This window comes from Mesorhizobium sp. M0772 (assembly GCF_040320135.1).
Lineage (GTDB): Bacteria > Pseudomonadota > Alphaproteobacteria > Rhizobiales > Rhizobiaceae > Mesorhizobium.
In genome coordinates, this window is sequence record NZ_JAMYPB010000040.1 from 19862 (window position 1) to 36221 (window position 16360).

Consider the following 16360-nt stretch of genomic DNA (forward strand, 5'->3'; position numbering starts at 1 on the left):
ACTATGTGACGTCCAGACAGAGGTACTTCAGATCGGTGAAAGCTTCGAGCCCGTGGCGTGAGCCTTCGCGGCCGATGCCGGATTGCTTGACGCCGCCGAAGGGGATCGGCGCTCCGGTGATCTTGACGCGGTTGATGGCGACCATGCCGTAGTCGAGCGCGCGGCCCATACGTTGCTGGCGGGCGCCATTCTCGGTAACGACATAGGCGACGAGGCCATATTCTGTGGCGTTGGCACGGGCGATCACCTCGTCCTCACTGTCGAACGGCGTGACTGCGGCGACCGGCCCAAAGGTCTCCTCGCGCATGATCAGCGCTTCGTCGCTGACATCGGCCAGCAACGTCGGCTGGTAGAACAGCGGCCCGGCCTGATGCCGCTTGCCGCCGGTGAGGCAGCGCGCGCCATGGGCGACGGCATCGGCGACCTGTTCCTCGACCTTGGTCACGGCGCGCTCATGCATCAGCGGTCCGATATCGATCTTTTCGACAAGCCCATTGCCGGTCCGCAGCGCCTCGATGCGCTGGGCAAAGGCGGCGCAGAAGCGATCGTAGATCGGGCGCTGGACATAGATGCGGTTGGCGGCAAGGCAGTCCTGGCCTGACGTTGCAAACTTGGCATCGATGGCAATGCTCACTGCGTTGTCGACATCGGCGTCGGCAAAGACGATCAGCGGCGCATGGCCGCCAAGCTCCATCACCAGCCGCTTCATCGTCGGAGCACACTGTGCCGCGATCAACCGGCCGATCTCCGTCGAGCCGGTAAAGCTCATGGCGCGGACGCGTGGGTCTTCGCACATGCGGCCGACGATGGTTGCAGCCTTTCCGGTGATGACGTTGAAGACACCGGCGGGGATGCCGGCGCGCTCGCCAAGTTCCGCCAGCGCCAGCGCCGACAGCGGCGTCTCGGATGAAGGATGCGCGACGATGGTGCAGCCGGCGGCAAGGGCGGCCGCCGCCTTGCGGGTCAGCATGGCCGCCGGAAAATTCCAGGGCGTGACGACGCCGACGACGCCGAGCGGCTCGCGTCGCACCATCATTTCCGCTTTGGGCAGATGGCTGGTGACGCTCTCGGCGTTGAGGCGCTTTGCCTCTTCGGCATACCACTCGACGAAGGAGGCGGCGTAGTCAATTTCGCCGAGCGATTCCTGCAGCGGCTTGCCCTGTTCCAAAGTCATCAGCAGAGCGAGGTCGTCTTTCGCAGCGATAATCAGCTCGAACCATTTTCGCAGAATTCTCGACCGCTCCTGCGGCAGCAGTGACCGCCAAGCCGGGAAGGCACGCGCGGCGGCACCGATTGCCCTTGTCGTTTGCTGCGCATCGAGCGCGGCGACAAACGCGACCGTCGCGCCTGTGGCCGGATCGGTGACTTCAAAGCTTTCGGCCGCTTCGCTCGCGGTCCAATGCCCATCGACATAGGCAAGCTCGCGCAGCAGCCGGCGGTCGGCGAGGAGATCAAGCGCTTCGTGGCGATGCGAGCGGGCGAAATGCGCGGACATGGTCGAGGCCTCCCGGTTCGGACTGATGCGGGAAGACTATCGGCCAGAAGCAGACAGAGAGGCTGTTTGCATGGCTTGAAGGAGAGAGAGTCTCTCTATTGTGTCGTTCCGGCAGATATTCTCTCCGGCTTCACGACGATGCGGGCAGCAGGTCGGCGATGGGGAGAACGATCTCTTCCTTCACCGTCTTGGTGACGATGTAGGTGAAGTAGCGGTCGATGCCGATCTCGCGCTCCAGCAAGCCGTCGACCAGCCGCTGATAGGCGTCGATGTCGCGCGTCATCACCTTCACCACATAGTCGACGCCGCCGCCCACCGACCAGCAGGCGACGATTTCGGCGATATCGCGGACGACGCGTTCGAAGCGATCGAAATCGGCCTGGCGATGGCTGGCCAGCGTCACCTCCATCAGCACGGTGGCGACCGGCGCCACGACGCGCATGGCGATCCTGGCGTGGTAGCCCGAGACGATGCCGGCCTTCTCCAGCTTGCGGAGCCGCATCCAGCACGGCGTCGGCGACAGCCCGACCTGTTCGGCCAGCGCCAGCTTGGTGATGCGCCCGTCGCGCTGGATGGCGTCGAGTATCCTGAGGTCGACTGCGTCGAGTTTTGATGTCATCGGCGTCCGCTTTTTGTCGGCATCACCATGACGGCGCATTATTTCGATTGTCAATTGCACTGATTTCGATCTCTATTAAGTCATGACATTATGGCAACCCGACCCTGCGCTCATCCGCCGGCCAGCCTATCAAACGCTGGCCGACCAGTTCGCCCGCGCCATTCATGACGGGCGGCTGGCCAACGGCGCGCGGCTGCCAACGCATCGAAGGCTGGCAGACGATTTAAAACTGTCGGTGCAGACGGTCAGCCGCGCCTACGAAGAACTGATCCGGCGCGGCCTGATTTCGGGCGAGATCGGCCGTGGCAGCTTTGTCCAGACGCAGCGCCGCGACCCGGAGCCGCCCTATCTGCCGGAGCGCCTCGGCGAGGTCATCGACCTATCGATCCTGAAGCCGGTCTGCGAGCCGATGCATCTGGAGCGGCTGAAGCAGGCGCTGGGCTGGCTGGCCGAAAACCTGCCATCGAGTTCGGCGCTGTCGTTTCGGCCCAACATGGTGTTTCCGCGCCACCGCGCGGTGGCGGTCGAATGGCTGAAACTGTGTGGGCTCGACACCTCCGCACAGAATATCAGCCTGACCAATGGCGCGACCGCCGGGATGACCGTGGCGCTGATGAGCGTTGCGCCGCCGGGATCGACTGTCGCCACCGAGGCTATCGGCCACCACACGCTGGTGCCGCTGGCGCGCTATCTCGGCTTCAACCTGGAAGGCCTGCCGATCGACGGCAATGGCCTGATCCCGGAGGCGTTGGACGAGGTCTGCCGGCTCACCGACATTCGCGCGGTATTCGTGCAACCGTCGGTGATCAACCCGACGGCGACGCTGATGGACGCTCGGCGGCGCGAAGAGATCGCCGCGGTCGCGCGCAAGCACGACATCGCCATCATCGAGAACGATGTGCTGGGTCCGCTGGTCGAGGACCGGCCGCCGCCGGTCGCCGCCTTTGCGCCGGAGCGCACGCTCTACGTCACTTCCTTCACCAAGATCACCGTACCTGGCCTGCGCATCGGCTATCTCGCGGCGCCCGACCGCTATGTCGCCGCCGTTGCCAACCGGCATCTGGTGTCGAACTGGATGGCGACGCCGCTGGTGGCCGAGATCGCCACCAAATGGGTGACCGACGGCACCGCGATGGAACTCGTCCGCTGGCAGCGCACGGCCTTACGCCGCCGCCAGGATATCGCCGCCGAGGTGCTGGCCGGGGTCGACTACCGCGCCCTGCGCGACGGGCTGCATGTCTGGCTGCAACTGCCCGCGGACCGTGCCGAGGAAAGCTTCGTCGCCCAGGCCCGCCTGCAAGGCGTGGCGATCGCGCCCGGCACCTCCTTCCGCATCTCGGATGCGCCCTGGCATCCGGCGGTGCGCATCTCGCTCGGCTCGACCACCGAGGGGGAACTGCGCGCCGGCCTCGGCGTTGTCACCAAGTTGCTGCTTGGCGATCCGGAGCATCTGCTGCTCGCAATCTAAGCGGGAATTGCTCTGGAATCATGCAGTGCCGGAAATATTGTCATGATTTTATTTTCCCAATTGACATGATTTGGCGCGTTCCGCATCGTTAAGGGCACAGGCTTCTCCAGCAGGGGAAATTCATTTGTCCTCACCCATCATCAAGGTCGACGCCATTTCGAAGAGCTTCGGCTCGTTCAAGGTACTGGACGGCCTGTCGATGCAGGTCATGCCCGGCGAGAAGCTGGCGCTGATCGGCCCGTCCGGCTCGGGCAAGACGACGATCCTGCGCATCCTGATGACGCTGGAGAAGATCGACGGCGGCCATATCCAGATCGATGGCGAGCAGCTCTACCACATGGAGCGCAACGGCCAGCTGCTGCCCGCCGACGAGCGGCACCTGACCAAGATGCGGCAGAAGATCGGCATGGTCTTCCAGCTGTTCAATCTGTTTCCGCACAAATGCGTCATGGATAACGTCACGCTGGCGCCGATGCTGACCAAGGGCACGCCTCGCGCCGCCGCTGAAAAGCGGGCCATGGAACTGCTCGACATGGTCGGCATGGCCGACAAGGCGAAGTCGATGCCGGCGCAGCTGTCCGGCGGCCAGAAGCAGCGCGTGGCGATTGCCCGTGCGCTGGCATTGTCGCCGAAGATCATGCTGTTCGACGAGGTGACGTCGGCCCTCGATCCGGAGCTGGTCGAGGAGGTGATGAATGTCATGCGCAAGCTCGCCGCAGAGACCGACATGACCATGCTGCTGGTCACCCACGAGATGGGCTTTGCCCACGACTTCGCCGACCGCGTGCTGTTCTTCGACCGCGGCAAGATCGTCGAAGAGGGCAAACCAGACGAGATTTTCCGCCATCCAAAGCAGGAGCGCACGCAAGGCTTCCTGAAGAAGATCATCGCGGCCGGACATCGTGTCTGACCGCTTTGCGGGGCGAAAGACCGCCCCAGACAAAACCAAGAAGACAACAAGGAGTTGGGAACAATGAAGAAACTTGGCATTCTGGCCGGCGTCGCCGGTCTCGCACTGACGGCGGTGCTCGCCGCGTCGAGCACCGGTTCGGCCGATGACAGCAAGCTCGAGCAATTGAAGGCGCAGGGCTTTGCCCGCGTCGCGATCGCCAACGAGCCGCCCTATACGGCGGTCGCCGCCGACGGCAAGGTTTCGGGTGCGGCGCCCGACGTGGCGCGCGAGGTCTTCAAGCGTCTCGGTGTTGCCGACATCGTCGCTTCGATCTCCGAATATGGCGCGATGATCCCCGGCCTGCAGGCCGGCCGCTTCGACGTCGTCACCGCCGGCCTGTTCATGAAGCCGGAGCGTTGCGCGGCGGTCGTCTATTCCGAGCCGGTGCTGTGCGACGCCGAGGCGATGCTGGTGAAGAAGGGCAATCCGAAGGGCTTCAAGAGCTACGAGGACGTCGCCAAGGACACGTCAGCCACCATCGGCGCGCCCGGTGGCGGCACCGAGGAGAAGCTGGCGCTCAACGCCGGCGTGCCGCGCGAGCGCGTCATCGTCGTGCCGGACGGCCAGAGCGGCCTGAAGATGCTGCAGGACGGCCGCATCGACGCCTATTCGCTGCCCGTCCTGTCGATCAACGACCTCGTCAAGAAAGCCAACGATCCGAACCTCGAAGTCATCGCCCCGGTGGTCGGCGCCCCGGTCTATTGCGACGGCGCCGCCTTCAAGAAAGGCGATGAGGCCCTGCGCGATGCCTTCGATGTCGAGCTCGCCAAGCTGAAGAAATCCGGCGAGTTCGCCAAGATCATCGAGCCCTACGGCTTCTCGGCCGCAGCCGCGATGTCGACCACGCGGGACAAGCTCTGCGCGGCGAAATAGGGCCGTTTTGCCTTCTCCCCGTTCACGGGGAGAAGGTGGCCCGAAGGGCCGGATGATGGGCGGCGCCAGGTTCTGAGAATTTAGCGCTGCCCCTCATCTGCCTGCCGGCACCTTCTCCCAGTGTACGGGGAGAAGGAGCTAGAACCCAACCGTTGGAACCCGAATGACCCAGTGGTCCGGCTACCTTGGCCTGATATTGCAGGGAGCGCTTGTCACCATCGAGCTGACGCTGATGGGGTCGGTGCTCGCCCTGATCATGGCCTTCCTCGCCGGCATGGGCCGCGTGTCGCGCTTCTTTGCTCTGCGCTGGCTGGCAACCGTCTATATAGAATTCTTCCGCGGCACCTCGATCTTCGTGCAGCTGTTCTTTGCCTATTTCGTGTTGCCGTTGATCGGCCTCGAACTGACCCCGCTGCAGGCGGGTGTGCTGGCGCTGGGCCTCAATGTCGGCGCCTATGCGGCCGAGGTGGTACGCGGCGCCATCCAGTCGGTCGGCCGCGAACAATATGAGGCCTGCATCGCGCTCAACCTCGGCCGCTGGCAAGGCATGCGCCATGTCATCCTGCCGCAGGCGCTGCTGATCATGCTGCCGACCTTCGGCAACAACGCCATCGAGCTGCTCAAGGCGACCTCCGTGGTGTCGCTGATCTCGCTCGCCGATCTCACCTTTCAGGCGCAGGTCGTGCGCTCGCAGACCGGCAACACGCTGGCGCCGTTCACCACCATCCTGATCATCTATTTCGCCCTGGCGCTGATCATCTCCTGGGGCGTGCGTTCATTGGAACGCCGCATGGCGCGCGGCCTCGACGGGGTGCGCGTCTGATGGATTGGGACTGGAACTTCGTCTGGGAGATCCTGCCGACGCTGATTCAGGGCGTGAAGATCACCATCCTGGCAACGCTGCTCGGCTCCGTGCTGGCCGCTGTCGTGGGTCTGGGCATCGCGCTGGCGCGACGCTCGCCCAACAAGGTCCTGTCGCGCACCGTTGGTTGGGCGGCCGAATTCATCCGCGGCACGCCACTTCTGGTGCAACTTTATTTCATCTTCTATGTCCTGCCGGATTTCGGCATCCTGTTGCCGCCGCTGGTCGCCGGCGTCATCGGGCTCGGCCTGCACTACGGCACCTACACGGCGGAAGTCTATCGCGCCGGCATCGACAACGTGCCGCGCGGCCAGTGGGAGGCGGCCAAGGCCTGCAATCTGAGCGCCACGCAGACCTGGACCAACATCATCATTCCGCAAGCGATCCCACCGATGATCCCGGCGCTGGCCAATTATTTCATCGCCATGTTCAAGGAGACACCGCTGCTATCGGCAATCACCGTGCTGGAGCTGATGAACCAGGCAAAGAGCGTCGCCAACACCTACTACCGCTACATCGAACCGATCACGCTGGTCGGCGCTTTCTTTCTCGTCATCAGCCTCTTCTCGGTCGTGCTGCTGCGCTGGCTGGAACATCGCTACGGCAAGATCGAAAGGTAATTCTGAGATGAAACCGCTGCCCGAAATCAGGCTGATGCCGACAAGGCCGGCGCTCGATGCGCGCCCGCTGGAAAAGCGCGTCGGCCTGATCATCCTTGCCACCGACCACACCAGCGAACCGGATTTCCGCCGCATGGTGGCGAGCGAGCGGGTCGGCGTCTATGTCGCGCGCATTCCCTACAAGAATCCGACGACGCCGGAAAACCTTCGCAAGATGCAGCCGAAGCTGGCGGCGGGCGCCGCGCTGATCCTGCCAGACGAGCCGCTCGACGCGATCTGCTACTCCTGCACCTCGGCCTCGGTGGTGATTGGCGACGCTGAAATCGAGGCCGCGATCCAGTCTGCCAAGCCGGGTGTTCCCGTCGTCACGCCGCCGATGGCCGGCGTGCGCGGGCTGCAGGCGCTGGGCGCGAAAAAGATCAGCATCCTCACCCCTTACACCGTCGAAACCTCCAGGCCGATGGCGACGTATTTCGGCGAGCGCGGCTTTGAGATCGTCAGCTTCACCTGCCTCGGCTTCGAGGACGATCGCGAGATGGCGCGCATTGCGCCGGCAGCGATCGTCGACCTAGCTCGTGAGGCGACGCATGCGCAGGCCGATGCACTGTTCGTGTCCTGCACCGCATTGCGCGGAGCGCTCGCGGTTCCCGGCATGGAACAGGCGATCGACCGCCCGGTCGTCACCAGCAATCAGGCCAGCGCCTGGAATTGTTTGCGGTTGTGTGGCGACGGGACGTCGCATCCCGAATTTGGCCGTCTGATGACGCTGCCTTTGCCGCGCGATTGACGATCATGACGACAGTCACCCTTAACGATATTCGTGCCGCCCGGGAGCGAATTGCCGGCAAAATCGAACGCACGCCGACAGGGTTATCTCACAGCCTTTCCGAACGACTGGGCATCCCCGTCCACCTCAAGCTTGAACACCGCCAGACCACCGGCAGCTTCAAGCTGCGCGGCGCCTCGAATGCCATTGCTTCGCTGAGCGCCGAGGAGAAGGCGCGCGGCGTGGTCGCGGCGTCGACCGGCAATCATGGCCGTGCGCTGGCCCATGCCGCGAAGCTCGAAGGCATGCGTGCGGTGATCTGCATGTCGCGACTGGTGCCGGGCAACAAGCTCGACGAAATCCGTCGGCTTGGCGCGGATGTCCGCATCATCGGCAACAGTCAGGACGAGGCGCAGCAGGAGGTCGAACGGCTGGTGGCGCAGGAGGGACTGGTGATGCTGCCGCCCTTCGACCACCCGGCCATCATCGCCGGGCAAGGCACGCTCGGACTGGAGATGATCGAGCAGGTCCCGGATGCCGCTCTCGTCCTGGTGCAACTCTCCGGTGGTGGACTCGCCTCGGGCATCGCCGCCGCCGTCAAGGCCGTCAGCCCCGGGACAAAAATCATCGGCGTTTCGATGGCGCGTGGTGCTGCGATGAAGGCGAGCCTGGATGCCGGTCGCCCGGTCGAGGTGGAAGAACTGCCGACGCTGGCGGATTCGCTCGGCGGCGGCATCGGTCTCGGCAACCGGCTGACCTTCGCCATGTGCCGCGATCTGCTCGACGACGTCATCCTGCTCAGCGAGGACGAGATCGCCGCCGGCATCCGCCATGCCTATGAACAGGAGCGCGAGATCGTCGAAGGCGCCGGAGCGGTAGGCATCGCTGCGCTACTCGTCGGCAAGGTCAGGGCGACCGGGCCGGTGGTCGTTCTTCTCTCGGGCCGCAATATCGACATGAACACGCATCGCAAGATCGTCTGCGGTGACGCAATCGCGGAGCGCGCGGCATGAAAACTCTCCCACGCCGAATTCCCGCCCACCCCCCTCTGTCCTGCCGGACATCTCCCCCGCAAGGGGGGAGATCGGCAGCTTCGATGCGGTCGCTGTTCTTGCTGCGCTGGAGATTGGCGAAGGCAGGAGTGCAGTCCAATCTCCCCCCTTGCGGGGGAGATGGCCGGCAGGCCAGAGGGGGGTGTGACGGAACACTATCCTTCGTGGTGCGCGCTAGTACGGAGCGCGACACATGAGTCCGATGACCATCCTCACCGAGAAGGAACTGCGCACAATCGTGCCGCTCGATCTCGACGCGGTCGCCTGCGTCGAAAACGCTTTCCGCGCGCTCGCCACATTGCCGGTGGCGATGCCGCCGATCCTGCGGTTGGACATTCACGAGCAGCGCGGCGAGGTGGATGTGAAGTCCGCCTATGTGCCAGGAATAGAAGGTTTCGCCGTCAAAATTAGCTCGGGCTTCTTCGACAATCCGAAGCTCGGTCTGCCCAGCGGGGGCGGCATGATGGTGTTGCTCTCGGCAAGAACCGGTGTGGTCGAGGCGCTGCTGCTCGACAATGGCTATCTCACAGATGTCCGCACCGCTGCTGCCGGCGCCGTCGCGGCGAAGCATCTGTCGCGGCCGGATTCGTCCGTCGCCGCAATCTTCGGCGCCGGCGTGCAAGCCGGGCTGCAACTCGAAGCGCTCATGTTGGTGCGGCCGATCGCCGAGGCACGTATCTGGGCGCGCGATGCGGTCAAGGCGGAGACGGCCGCAGGCGCGCTGCGCGAAAAGCTCGGCATTCTCGTGCGCGCCGAGCCGGATGCAGCCAAAGCAACCATCGGCGCCGACATCATCGTCACCACCACGCCGTCGACCGAGCCGCTGATCAAGGCCGGCTTTGTCGTTGCCGGGCAGCACATCACCGCTATGGGCTCGGATGCCGAACACAAGAACGAGATCGCGCCGGCGATCCTGCGCATGGCCGATCTCTATGTCGCCGACAGCGCCAAGCAGACACGGCGTCTGGGAGAACTGCATCACGCCATCGCATCGGGCGTGATGGGAGCCGATGCCGCGGTCACCGAACTCGGCCAGATCATCGCCGGCGAACGGCACGGAAGGCGCTCACCCAGCGACATCACCATCGCCGACCTCACCGGCACCGGCGTGCAGGATACGGCGATCGCCACGCTCGCTCGCAACCGGGCGCGGGCGGCCAATGCCGGAACCATTTTTGAAAGCTGATGCTGGCCAAAGCGTGATCCGGAAGTGGAACCCGGTTTTTCCCAGAGATCACGTTCAAACAAGAACGACGAGCCTGTTTCCAACAAAGTTGAAACAGGCTCCAGGCCCAACAAACGAGGACCAAGAACAATGCAGCCGAACCTAAAATTCTCGCGTGGCGAATTTGCGGATCGCCTCGCCAAGACGAGAAAAGCCATGGAAGTGAGAGGCGTCGATCTGCTTGTTGTCAGCGACCCATCCAACATGGCCTGGCTGACCGGCTATGATGGCTGGTCGTTCTATGTGCATCAGGCGGTGATCGTGCCACCATCGGGCGAGCCGGTCTGGTACGGTCGCGGCCAGGATGCCAATGGCGCCAAGCGCACCGCCTATCTCGCGCATGACAACATCGTCGGCTATGCCGACCACTACGTGCAGTCGACCGAGCGCCACCCGATGGATTTTTTGGCCAGAGTGCTCAGTGATCGCGGCTGGGGCAAGCTGACCATCGGCGTCGAGATGGACAATTACTGGTTCTCGGCTGCCGCCTTCGCCGCGTTGCAGAAGCACCTGCCCAACGCCCGCTTCGTCGACGCGACAGCGCTGGTCAACTGGCAGCGCGCCGTGAAGAGTTCAACCGAGATCGACTATATGCGCAAGGCGGCTCGGATCGTCGAAGCCATGCACCAGCGCATCGTCGACAAGATCGAAGTAGGCATGCGCAAATGCGATCTGGTCGCCGAGATCTACGATGCCGGCACGCGCGGTGTCGATGGCATCGGCGGCGACTATCCGGCGATCGTGCCGCTGCTGCCGTCGGGCGCCGACGCCTCGGCGCCGCATCTCACCTGGGACGACCAGCCGATGAAGTCGGGCGAGGGCACCTTCTTCGAGATCGCCGGCTGCTACAACCGCTACCATTGCCCGCTGTCGCGCACCGTCTTTCTCGGCAAGCCGACACAGGAATTCCTCGATGCCGAGAAGGCGACACTGGAAGGCATGGAGGCGGGGCTGGCGGCGGCAAAGCCCGGCAATGCCTGTGAGGACATCGCCAACGCCTTTTTCGCCGTGTTGAAGAAATATGGCATCGTCAAGGACAACCGCACCGGCTATTCCATCGGTCTCTCCTATCCGCCGGATTGGGGCGAACGCACCATGAGCCTGCGCCCCGGCGACCGCACCGAACTCAAGCCTGGCATGACCTTCCATTTCATGACCGGTCTCTGGCTGGAGACCATGGGACTGGAAATCACCGAATCCATCCTGATCACCGAAACCAGTGTAGAGTGCCTCGCCAATGTACCGCGCAAACTGGTGGTGAAGAATTGAGCCCGATGCCTAGCCTTCGCCCATCCCCGATCGCCCCGACCGTCGATTTCGACAAGGACGGCGTGCAACATGGTTTCCTGCGCCTGCCCTACAGCCGCAACGACTCGGCGTGGGGCTCGGTGATGATCCCGATCTGCGTCATCCGCAACGGCAAGGGGCCGACTGCCCTGCTCACCGGCGGCAATCATGGCGACGAGTATGAGGGGCCGCTGGCGCTCTACGATCTCGCCCGCACGCTCGATCCCAAACAGGTCAGCGGCACGGTGATCATCGTGCCGGCGATGAACTATCCGGCCTTTCGCGCCGGCACCCGGACATCGCCGATCGACAAGGGCAATATGAACCGCAGCTTTCCCGGCCGTCCCGACGGCACGGTGACGGAAAAGATCGCCGACTATTTCCAGCGCGAATTGCTGCCCCGCGCCGACCTCGTCTTCGACTTCCACTCCGGTGGCAAGACACTGGATTTCGTGCCCTTCTGTGCCGCCCACACGGTGCCCGACAAGGTGCTGGAGCAGAAAGCCTTCGATGCGGTCGCGGCGTTCTCTGCCCCGTTCTCGATGCGCATGATCGAGATCGACTCCGTCGGCATGTACGACACGGCGGCGGAGGAAATGGGCAAGGTCTTCGTCAGCACCGAGCTTGGCGGCGGCGGCACCTCGCGCGCACAGACTGTGCGGATCGCGCGGCGCGGCATCAGCAATGTGCTGCGCCATGCCGGCATTGTTGATGGTGCGGTCGAGAAGGGCAGAACTCAGTGGCTCGACATGCCGTCAGGCGATTGTTTCTCCTTCGCCGAGGAGGACGGCATGATCGAAACCATGGTCGATCTCGGCGAGCCTGTGAAAGAAGGCTCGGTGCTGGCGCGCATCCATTCCACCGGCCGCACCGGCATCGCTCCGCAGGAAATCCGGGCAAAAATGTCCGGCATTCTGGCGGCGCGGCATTTCCCCGGCCTGGTCAAAGCCGGTGACTGCGCCGCCGTCCTGGCCGTTGTGGTTTCATCGTGATTCGCAGAGTACGCCGCGCGAATATCAGTCGGTCTGGATCCAGACCGACTTGGTCTCCAGATACTCGTGCAGATGCTCGATGCCGCCCTCGCGGCCATAACCCGACATCTTCGTGCCGCCGAACGGCACCGCCGGGTCGATGGCATGGTACATGTTGACCCAGACCGAGCCGGCCTTGACGCGGCGCGCAAGCTTGTGCGCGGTGCCCAGATGTGTTGTGAAGATGCCGGCGGCCAGGCCATAGGGCGTCGCATTGGCACGCGCCACCGCTTCGTCGAGCGAGTCGAAGGGCATCGCCGAAATGACCGGGCCGAAAATCTCCTCGCGCGCGATGGTCATCTGGTCCGACACGGCGCCGAAGACCGTCGGCGCAATGAAGTTGCCGCCATCGTAGAGCTCGCCGGTCAGCCGCGAGCCGCCGGCGACCAGTTCGGCGCCTTCGTCGCTGCCGGCCCTGATATAGCCCTCCACCTTGGCTGCCTGCTTGGCATTGATGAGCGGTCCGATTTCCGTCTCTGCCTCGATGCCATGGCCGATCCGCAGTCTGCCGGCGAAATCGGCGAGCCGGCGGACGAACTCGTCATGGATTTCGCGCGCCACGAACAGCCGCGAGCCTGCAATGCAGATCTGGCCCGAATGCACGAACACCGCCATCGCCGCGATCGGAACAGCCTTGTCGATGTCGGCGTCGCGGCAGACGATGATCGGCGACTTGCCGCCGAGTTCCAGCGAAACGCGCTTGAGGTTGGCCACGGCTGCCCGCGCAATGGCCTGGCCGGTCAGCGTCGATCCGGTGAAAACGATCTTGTTGACGTCTGGATGTTCGGCGAGCCGCGCACCGGCTTCCGCCCCGGTGCCCGTGACGACGTTGACGACGCCGTCGGGCACGCCGGCTTCCTGCATTAGTTGCGCGATCAGCAGCGGCGTCAGCGACGCATCCTCGGACGGTTTCAGCACGATGGTGCAGCCTGTCGCCAGCGCCGGCGCGATCTTCCAGGTCGAGGCGGCGGTCGGCGCGTTCCAGGGAATGATCGCACCAACGACGCCCACCGGCTCGCGCCGGGTGAAGGTGACGATCTCGCCGGGAATCGAATTGTCGATCGTCTCGCCATGCAGCGCGGTGGCCATGCCGGCATAGAAGCGCAGCATGCCGATGACGCGGCGCCGGTTGGCGAGCGTGCGCGTGATCGGCAGTCCCATATCGAGCGTGTCGGAAACGCTGAGCTCTTCCCAATGCGTCTCGAACAGATCGGCGATCCTGAGCAGCACGCACTGCCGCTCGTAGGGCGAGAATTTGGACCATGGGCCTTCGAAGGCCGCGCGCGCGGCGGCCACCGCCACGTCGATATCGGCAGCCCCGCCGCGCGGCACTGTCGCCAGCACCTCGCCTGTTGCCGGATTGAGTGCCTGCATGCCCTGGCCGGACCGCGCCGCGACCCACTTGCCGCCAATGAACATCGGTCGGAATTCGCCATGGTACAATGCCGTGGCCTTCGCCTTCGGGTCGAAGTTCAGCGTCATCTTTTCCTCCTCGCAATTCCGTGGCGACTATTACTCCCGCCGCCGGCCTCAAACAAGGAAAGCTAAAGGGCGCTCAGACAATCAGATTGCGCGGACTTCCCGATCACGCCAGCCGCTAGAGCGTGATCCAGAAAAGTGGGAAACGGTTTTCGGAAAAGATCATGCTTCGACAAACGGCATCTAGAAAAATCATCCGGCATCTAGAAAAATCATCGCGAGTTGTCGGAGCGCGTCGCTGAAAGCTCAACGAGGCAAGCCGATCATTGCCCACGGCGACCGCGATGCCGGCATTGCAGACGAGAGCGCAATCAGGCAGTCGCCAGCCGCCACCCAGCGCTCACCCGTGGCCGGATCGATCGTGGCCGTTCCAGCCGGCTTCACCGTGACAGAGGTTTCGCGCGCCGCTTCGCTGCAATCGCTGTTGGATGACTGCATGCGAAAGCAAGATCGGTCAGCGGCCTCGCGACTTGCAAACATTGGCAGATTGAGCCGCAACCGACGGTGCCCGGCATCGATCGAGCACGCCGGTCCCTCACTCTCAATCCGGAAGGCCCGCCTTTCGGAAGCCATCGACGAAATGGTCGAGCGTGGCAGTGTCGCGGAACGGCTCCGTCTCGACCCAGTGGCGGGTGGTGAAATGTGGGTTCGCGACAAGGAACAGGTCGACCTCGGCGCGCGCCTCGTCGATCCGGCCGAGTTGCGCAAGGCTTGCCGCAAGGAAACGGCGCGAGCTTGTCCGATACGTCTCGTCCCGGCGCGTCGTCTCGACGGCGGCTTCATAGTCGCGCGCCGCATATTGCGCCTGGCCGAGCGTCAGATAGTACCAGCTTGCCGGAAACGGGTTCAGCCGGAACGCCTTGCTGATATAGTCGAGGCCGTCCTCGACGCGCCCGGCCAGGACCGCGATGTCGGACAATGTCGCCCAGGCATCGGCCTCGTTCGGGTCGAGTTCGAACGCCTTGGCAAATCCCACATCCGCCTCGTCGAATCTGCGCTCATAGGCAAGCAGGTTGGCAAGCACCCAGTGGCAGCCGGCATCGTTGGGATCGATCGCCACAGCCTTGCGCGCCAGTTCCAGGGCAAGGCCGCGGGCAGGCTCAATGGGCTCTCCCCAATGCACCCATCCCATCCAGTGGTTCATGGCAAGCCAGCGATAGGCTTCGGCATAGTCCGGATCGAGCGCAAGCGCGCGCGTCAGCAACAGATGCGCTTCGCGCGCCGTCTCCGGCGAGACGTCGATCAGGTTGCGGGCTCGCACGCACAGATCGTAGGCCTCGAGATTTCGGGGCCGGTTGCGCGGCAGCGGCGCGCGCAGCCGGCCAAGCAGCGCCTCGACGATCTTGGCCGTCACCTCGTCCTGAACGGCAAAAATATCTTCCAGGCCGCGATCGAAGCGGTCTGCCCACAAATGCTCGCCGCTCAGCGCGTCGACCAGCTGGGCGTTGATGCGCACGCGCCCGGCGGCGCGTCTGGCGCTGCCCTCCAAGAGATAGCGCACGCCAAGTTCTCTGGCGACCTCGCGCACATCCACCGCCTTGCCCTTGTAGGCAAAGGTCGAGTTGCGCGCGATGACGAACAGGCCGCCGATCCGGGACAGGTCGGTGATCAGGTCTTCGGTCAACCCGTCGGCGTAGGCTTCCTGCTCGGGGTCGTTGCTGAAATTGGCAAAGGGCAGCACGGCTATCGACGGTTTGGCGGGCAGCGGCAAAGCCTGTCGCTTCGCATCGCCGAGCTGTTCGATGGTGCCGGTGAAGCGATAGCCGACACGCGGAACCGTCGATATCCATTCTCCGCCGTTCGTGGCCGGACCCAGCAGCTTGCGCAATTGCGCGATCTGGACGGTGAGGTTGCCTTCCTCGACGGCCGTGCCTGGCCATGCTGCGTCCATCAACTCGGCCTTGGCCAGGATCTCGCCGGGCCGGGCGACCAGCGCCGCCAGCAGTTGCAGTCCGCGGTGGCCCGCGGCAACGGGAACATCGTCCCGAAGGAGCGTTCCCGCACCCGGATCAAGCACGAACGGACCAAAGGCAAAGCGCGATCCCTGCATAACGCGCATCTATAGAGCAATTCCAGGAAAGGTGTGAAGGCGGTTTTCCCACGGGAAAGCGCGGAGCGCTTCACGGACGTATGGCGTCAAAACAAAGAGTTGAGCGCCTCGTCGTTTCCATGAAACGGCGAGGTGCTCTAGCCAGTTTGGAACTTTTGAGAACTATTTGGCTGCGCTTAATTACGGCGCCGTCCGCATGCGGCAGAATTCAACCTCTTTCAAGCCGAGGGCTGTCGCTCCTCAAACCGAATGGAGGTTGCCATGAACGATACCCTTGCTTCTGCTCGTGCAGCCTTGCCGGAAAAGGCGGTGTCATCGGGCAGGCGTCCGACGGGCCCGCGGGGCATGATCGCGGCCTGGCGCGAGCGGATACGCTTTCGCTGGGACCTCAAGCAGATGGCGGAGGCCAATCCGCACCTGATCGACGATATCGGTCTGACCAGACGCCAGGTCGAGGCCGAAATCGTCAAACGCTTCTGGCAAGTGTGAGCTGATGTCGCGGATAAGACCCGCCCGCCTGTTTGGGCGTACCGCGGCGTTTTGCCGGCATTTGCACTTGCCGGAACGTGCCGATCCTGCTT

At 63.9% G+C, this 16360-nt stretch carries 15 protein-coding genes; 11 read left to right on the forward strand and 4 right to left on the reverse strand.

The window, feature by feature from the left end:
* Window position 1: 1 nt before the first annotated feature.
* Window positions 2-1495, reverse strand: a complete 1494-nt coding sequence (locus tag NKI06_RS22865; protein WP_352987275.1) for an NAD-dependent succinate-semialdehyde dehydrogenase — start codon at window positions 1493-1495, stop codon at window positions 2-4.
* A gap of 130 nt (window positions 1496-1625) precedes the next feature.
* Window positions 1626-2114 carry an Lrp/AsnC family transcriptional regulator gene (locus NKI06_RS22870; protein ID WP_352987277.1) on the reverse strand — a complete coding sequence of 163 codons (489 nt, stop codon included), beginning with the start codon at window positions 2112-2114 and terminating at the stop codon, window positions 1626-1628.
* Window positions 2115-2196: 82 nt separating this feature from the next.
* Between NKI06_RS22870 and ehuR the strand changes: the two genes are divergently transcribed.
* The 10 genes from ehuR (at window position 2197) to doeB (ending at window position 12211) form a co-directional block, all read left to right on the forward strand.
* A complete protein-coding gene (gene ehuR, locus NKI06_RS22875; protein ID WP_352987279.1) occupies window positions 2197-3582 on the forward strand; it encodes a MocR-like ectoine utilization transcription factor EhuR in 1386 nt (461 codons plus the stop codon).
* 124 nt (window positions 3583-3706) lie between these two features.
* On the forward strand, window positions 3707-4492 hold the full coding sequence (gene ehuA, locus NKI06_RS22880) for an ectoine/hydroxyectoine ABC transporter ATP-binding protein EhuA (protein WP_023682675.1): 786 nt from the start codon (window positions 3707-3709) through the stop codon (window positions 4490-4492).
* A gap of 63 nt (window positions 4493-4555) precedes the next feature.
* Entirely contained in the window at window positions 4556-5407 is an 852-nt protein-coding gene (ehuB, locus tag NKI06_RS22885; RefSeq protein ID WP_023682674.1) for an ectoine/hydroxyectoine ABC transporter substrate-binding protein EhuB, read from the forward strand.
* 163 nt (window positions 5408-5570) lie between these two features.
* Window positions 5571-6230 carry an ectoine/hydroxyectoine ABC transporter permease subunit EhuC gene (ehuC, locus tag NKI06_RS22890; protein ID WP_023682673.1) on the forward strand — a complete coding sequence of 220 codons (660 nt, stop codon included), beginning with the start codon at window positions 5571-5573 and terminating at the stop codon, window positions 6228-6230.
* A complete protein-coding gene (gene ehuD, locus NKI06_RS22895) occupies window positions 6230-6889 on the forward strand; it encodes an ectoine/hydroxyectoine ABC transporter permease subunit EhuD (protein ID WP_352498036.1) in 660 nt (219 codons plus the stop codon). Before ehuC ends, ehuD begins: the two co-directional genes overlap by 1 nt.
* 7 nt (window positions 6890-6896) lie before the next feature.
* Window positions 6897-7676, forward strand: coding sequence for an ectoine utilization protein EutA (eutA, locus tag NKI06_RS22900; RefSeq protein WP_352987282.1), 780 nt, complete (start codon window positions 6897-6899; stop codon window positions 7674-7676).
* Window positions 7677-7681: 5 nt separating this feature from the next.
* Window positions 7682-8668 (forward strand): hydroxyectoine utilization dehydratase EutB, encoded by a 987-nt coding sequence (gene eutB, locus NKI06_RS22905; RefSeq protein ID WP_352987284.1) that lies wholly within the window; start codon window positions 7682-7684, stop codon window positions 8666-8668.
* A gap of 232 nt (window positions 8669-8900) precedes the next feature.
* Window positions 8901-9893: a cyclodeaminase gene (locus tag NKI06_RS22910; protein WP_286456279.1), complete on the forward strand. Its 993-nt coding sequence runs from the start codon at window positions 8901-8903 to the stop codon at window positions 9891-9893.
* 129 nt (window positions 9894-10022) lie between these two features.
* Entirely contained in the window at window positions 10023-11201 is a 1179-nt protein-coding gene (doeA, locus tag NKI06_RS22915) for an ectoine hydrolase DoeA (RefSeq protein ID WP_352987287.1), read from the forward strand.
* Between the two features lie 5 nt (window positions 11202-11206).
* A complete protein-coding gene (gene doeB / locus NKI06_RS22920) occupies window positions 11207-12211 on the forward strand; it encodes a N(2)-acetyl-L-2,4-diaminobutanoate deacetylase DoeB (RefSeq protein WP_023682666.1) in 1005 nt (334 codons plus the stop codon).
* A 24-nt stretch (window positions 12212-12235) separates the two neighbouring features.
* Here the strand turns inward: doeB and NKI06_RS22925 are convergent, their stop codons facing one another.
* Both NKI06_RS22925 and NKI06_RS22930 read right to left on the reverse strand, forming a co-directional pair.
* A complete protein-coding gene (locus NKI06_RS22925) occupies window positions 12236-13732 on the reverse strand; it encodes an aldehyde dehydrogenase family protein (RefSeq protein ID WP_352987289.1) in 1497 nt (498 codons plus the stop codon).
* Between the two features lie 538 nt (window positions 13733-14270).
* Window positions 14271-15788, reverse strand: coding sequence for a winged helix-turn-helix domain-containing tetratricopeptide repeat protein (locus NKI06_RS22930; RefSeq protein WP_352987291.1), 1518 nt, complete (start codon window positions 15786-15788; stop codon window positions 14271-14273).
* 252 nt (window positions 15789-16040) lie between these two features.
* Between NKI06_RS22930 and NKI06_RS22935 the strand changes: the two genes are divergently transcribed.
* Window positions 16041-16268, forward strand: coding sequence for a DUF1127 domain-containing protein (locus NKI06_RS22935; protein ID WP_023692229.1), 228 nt, complete (start codon window positions 16041-16043; stop codon window positions 16266-16268).
* Window positions 16269-16360 lie beyond the last annotated feature (92 nt).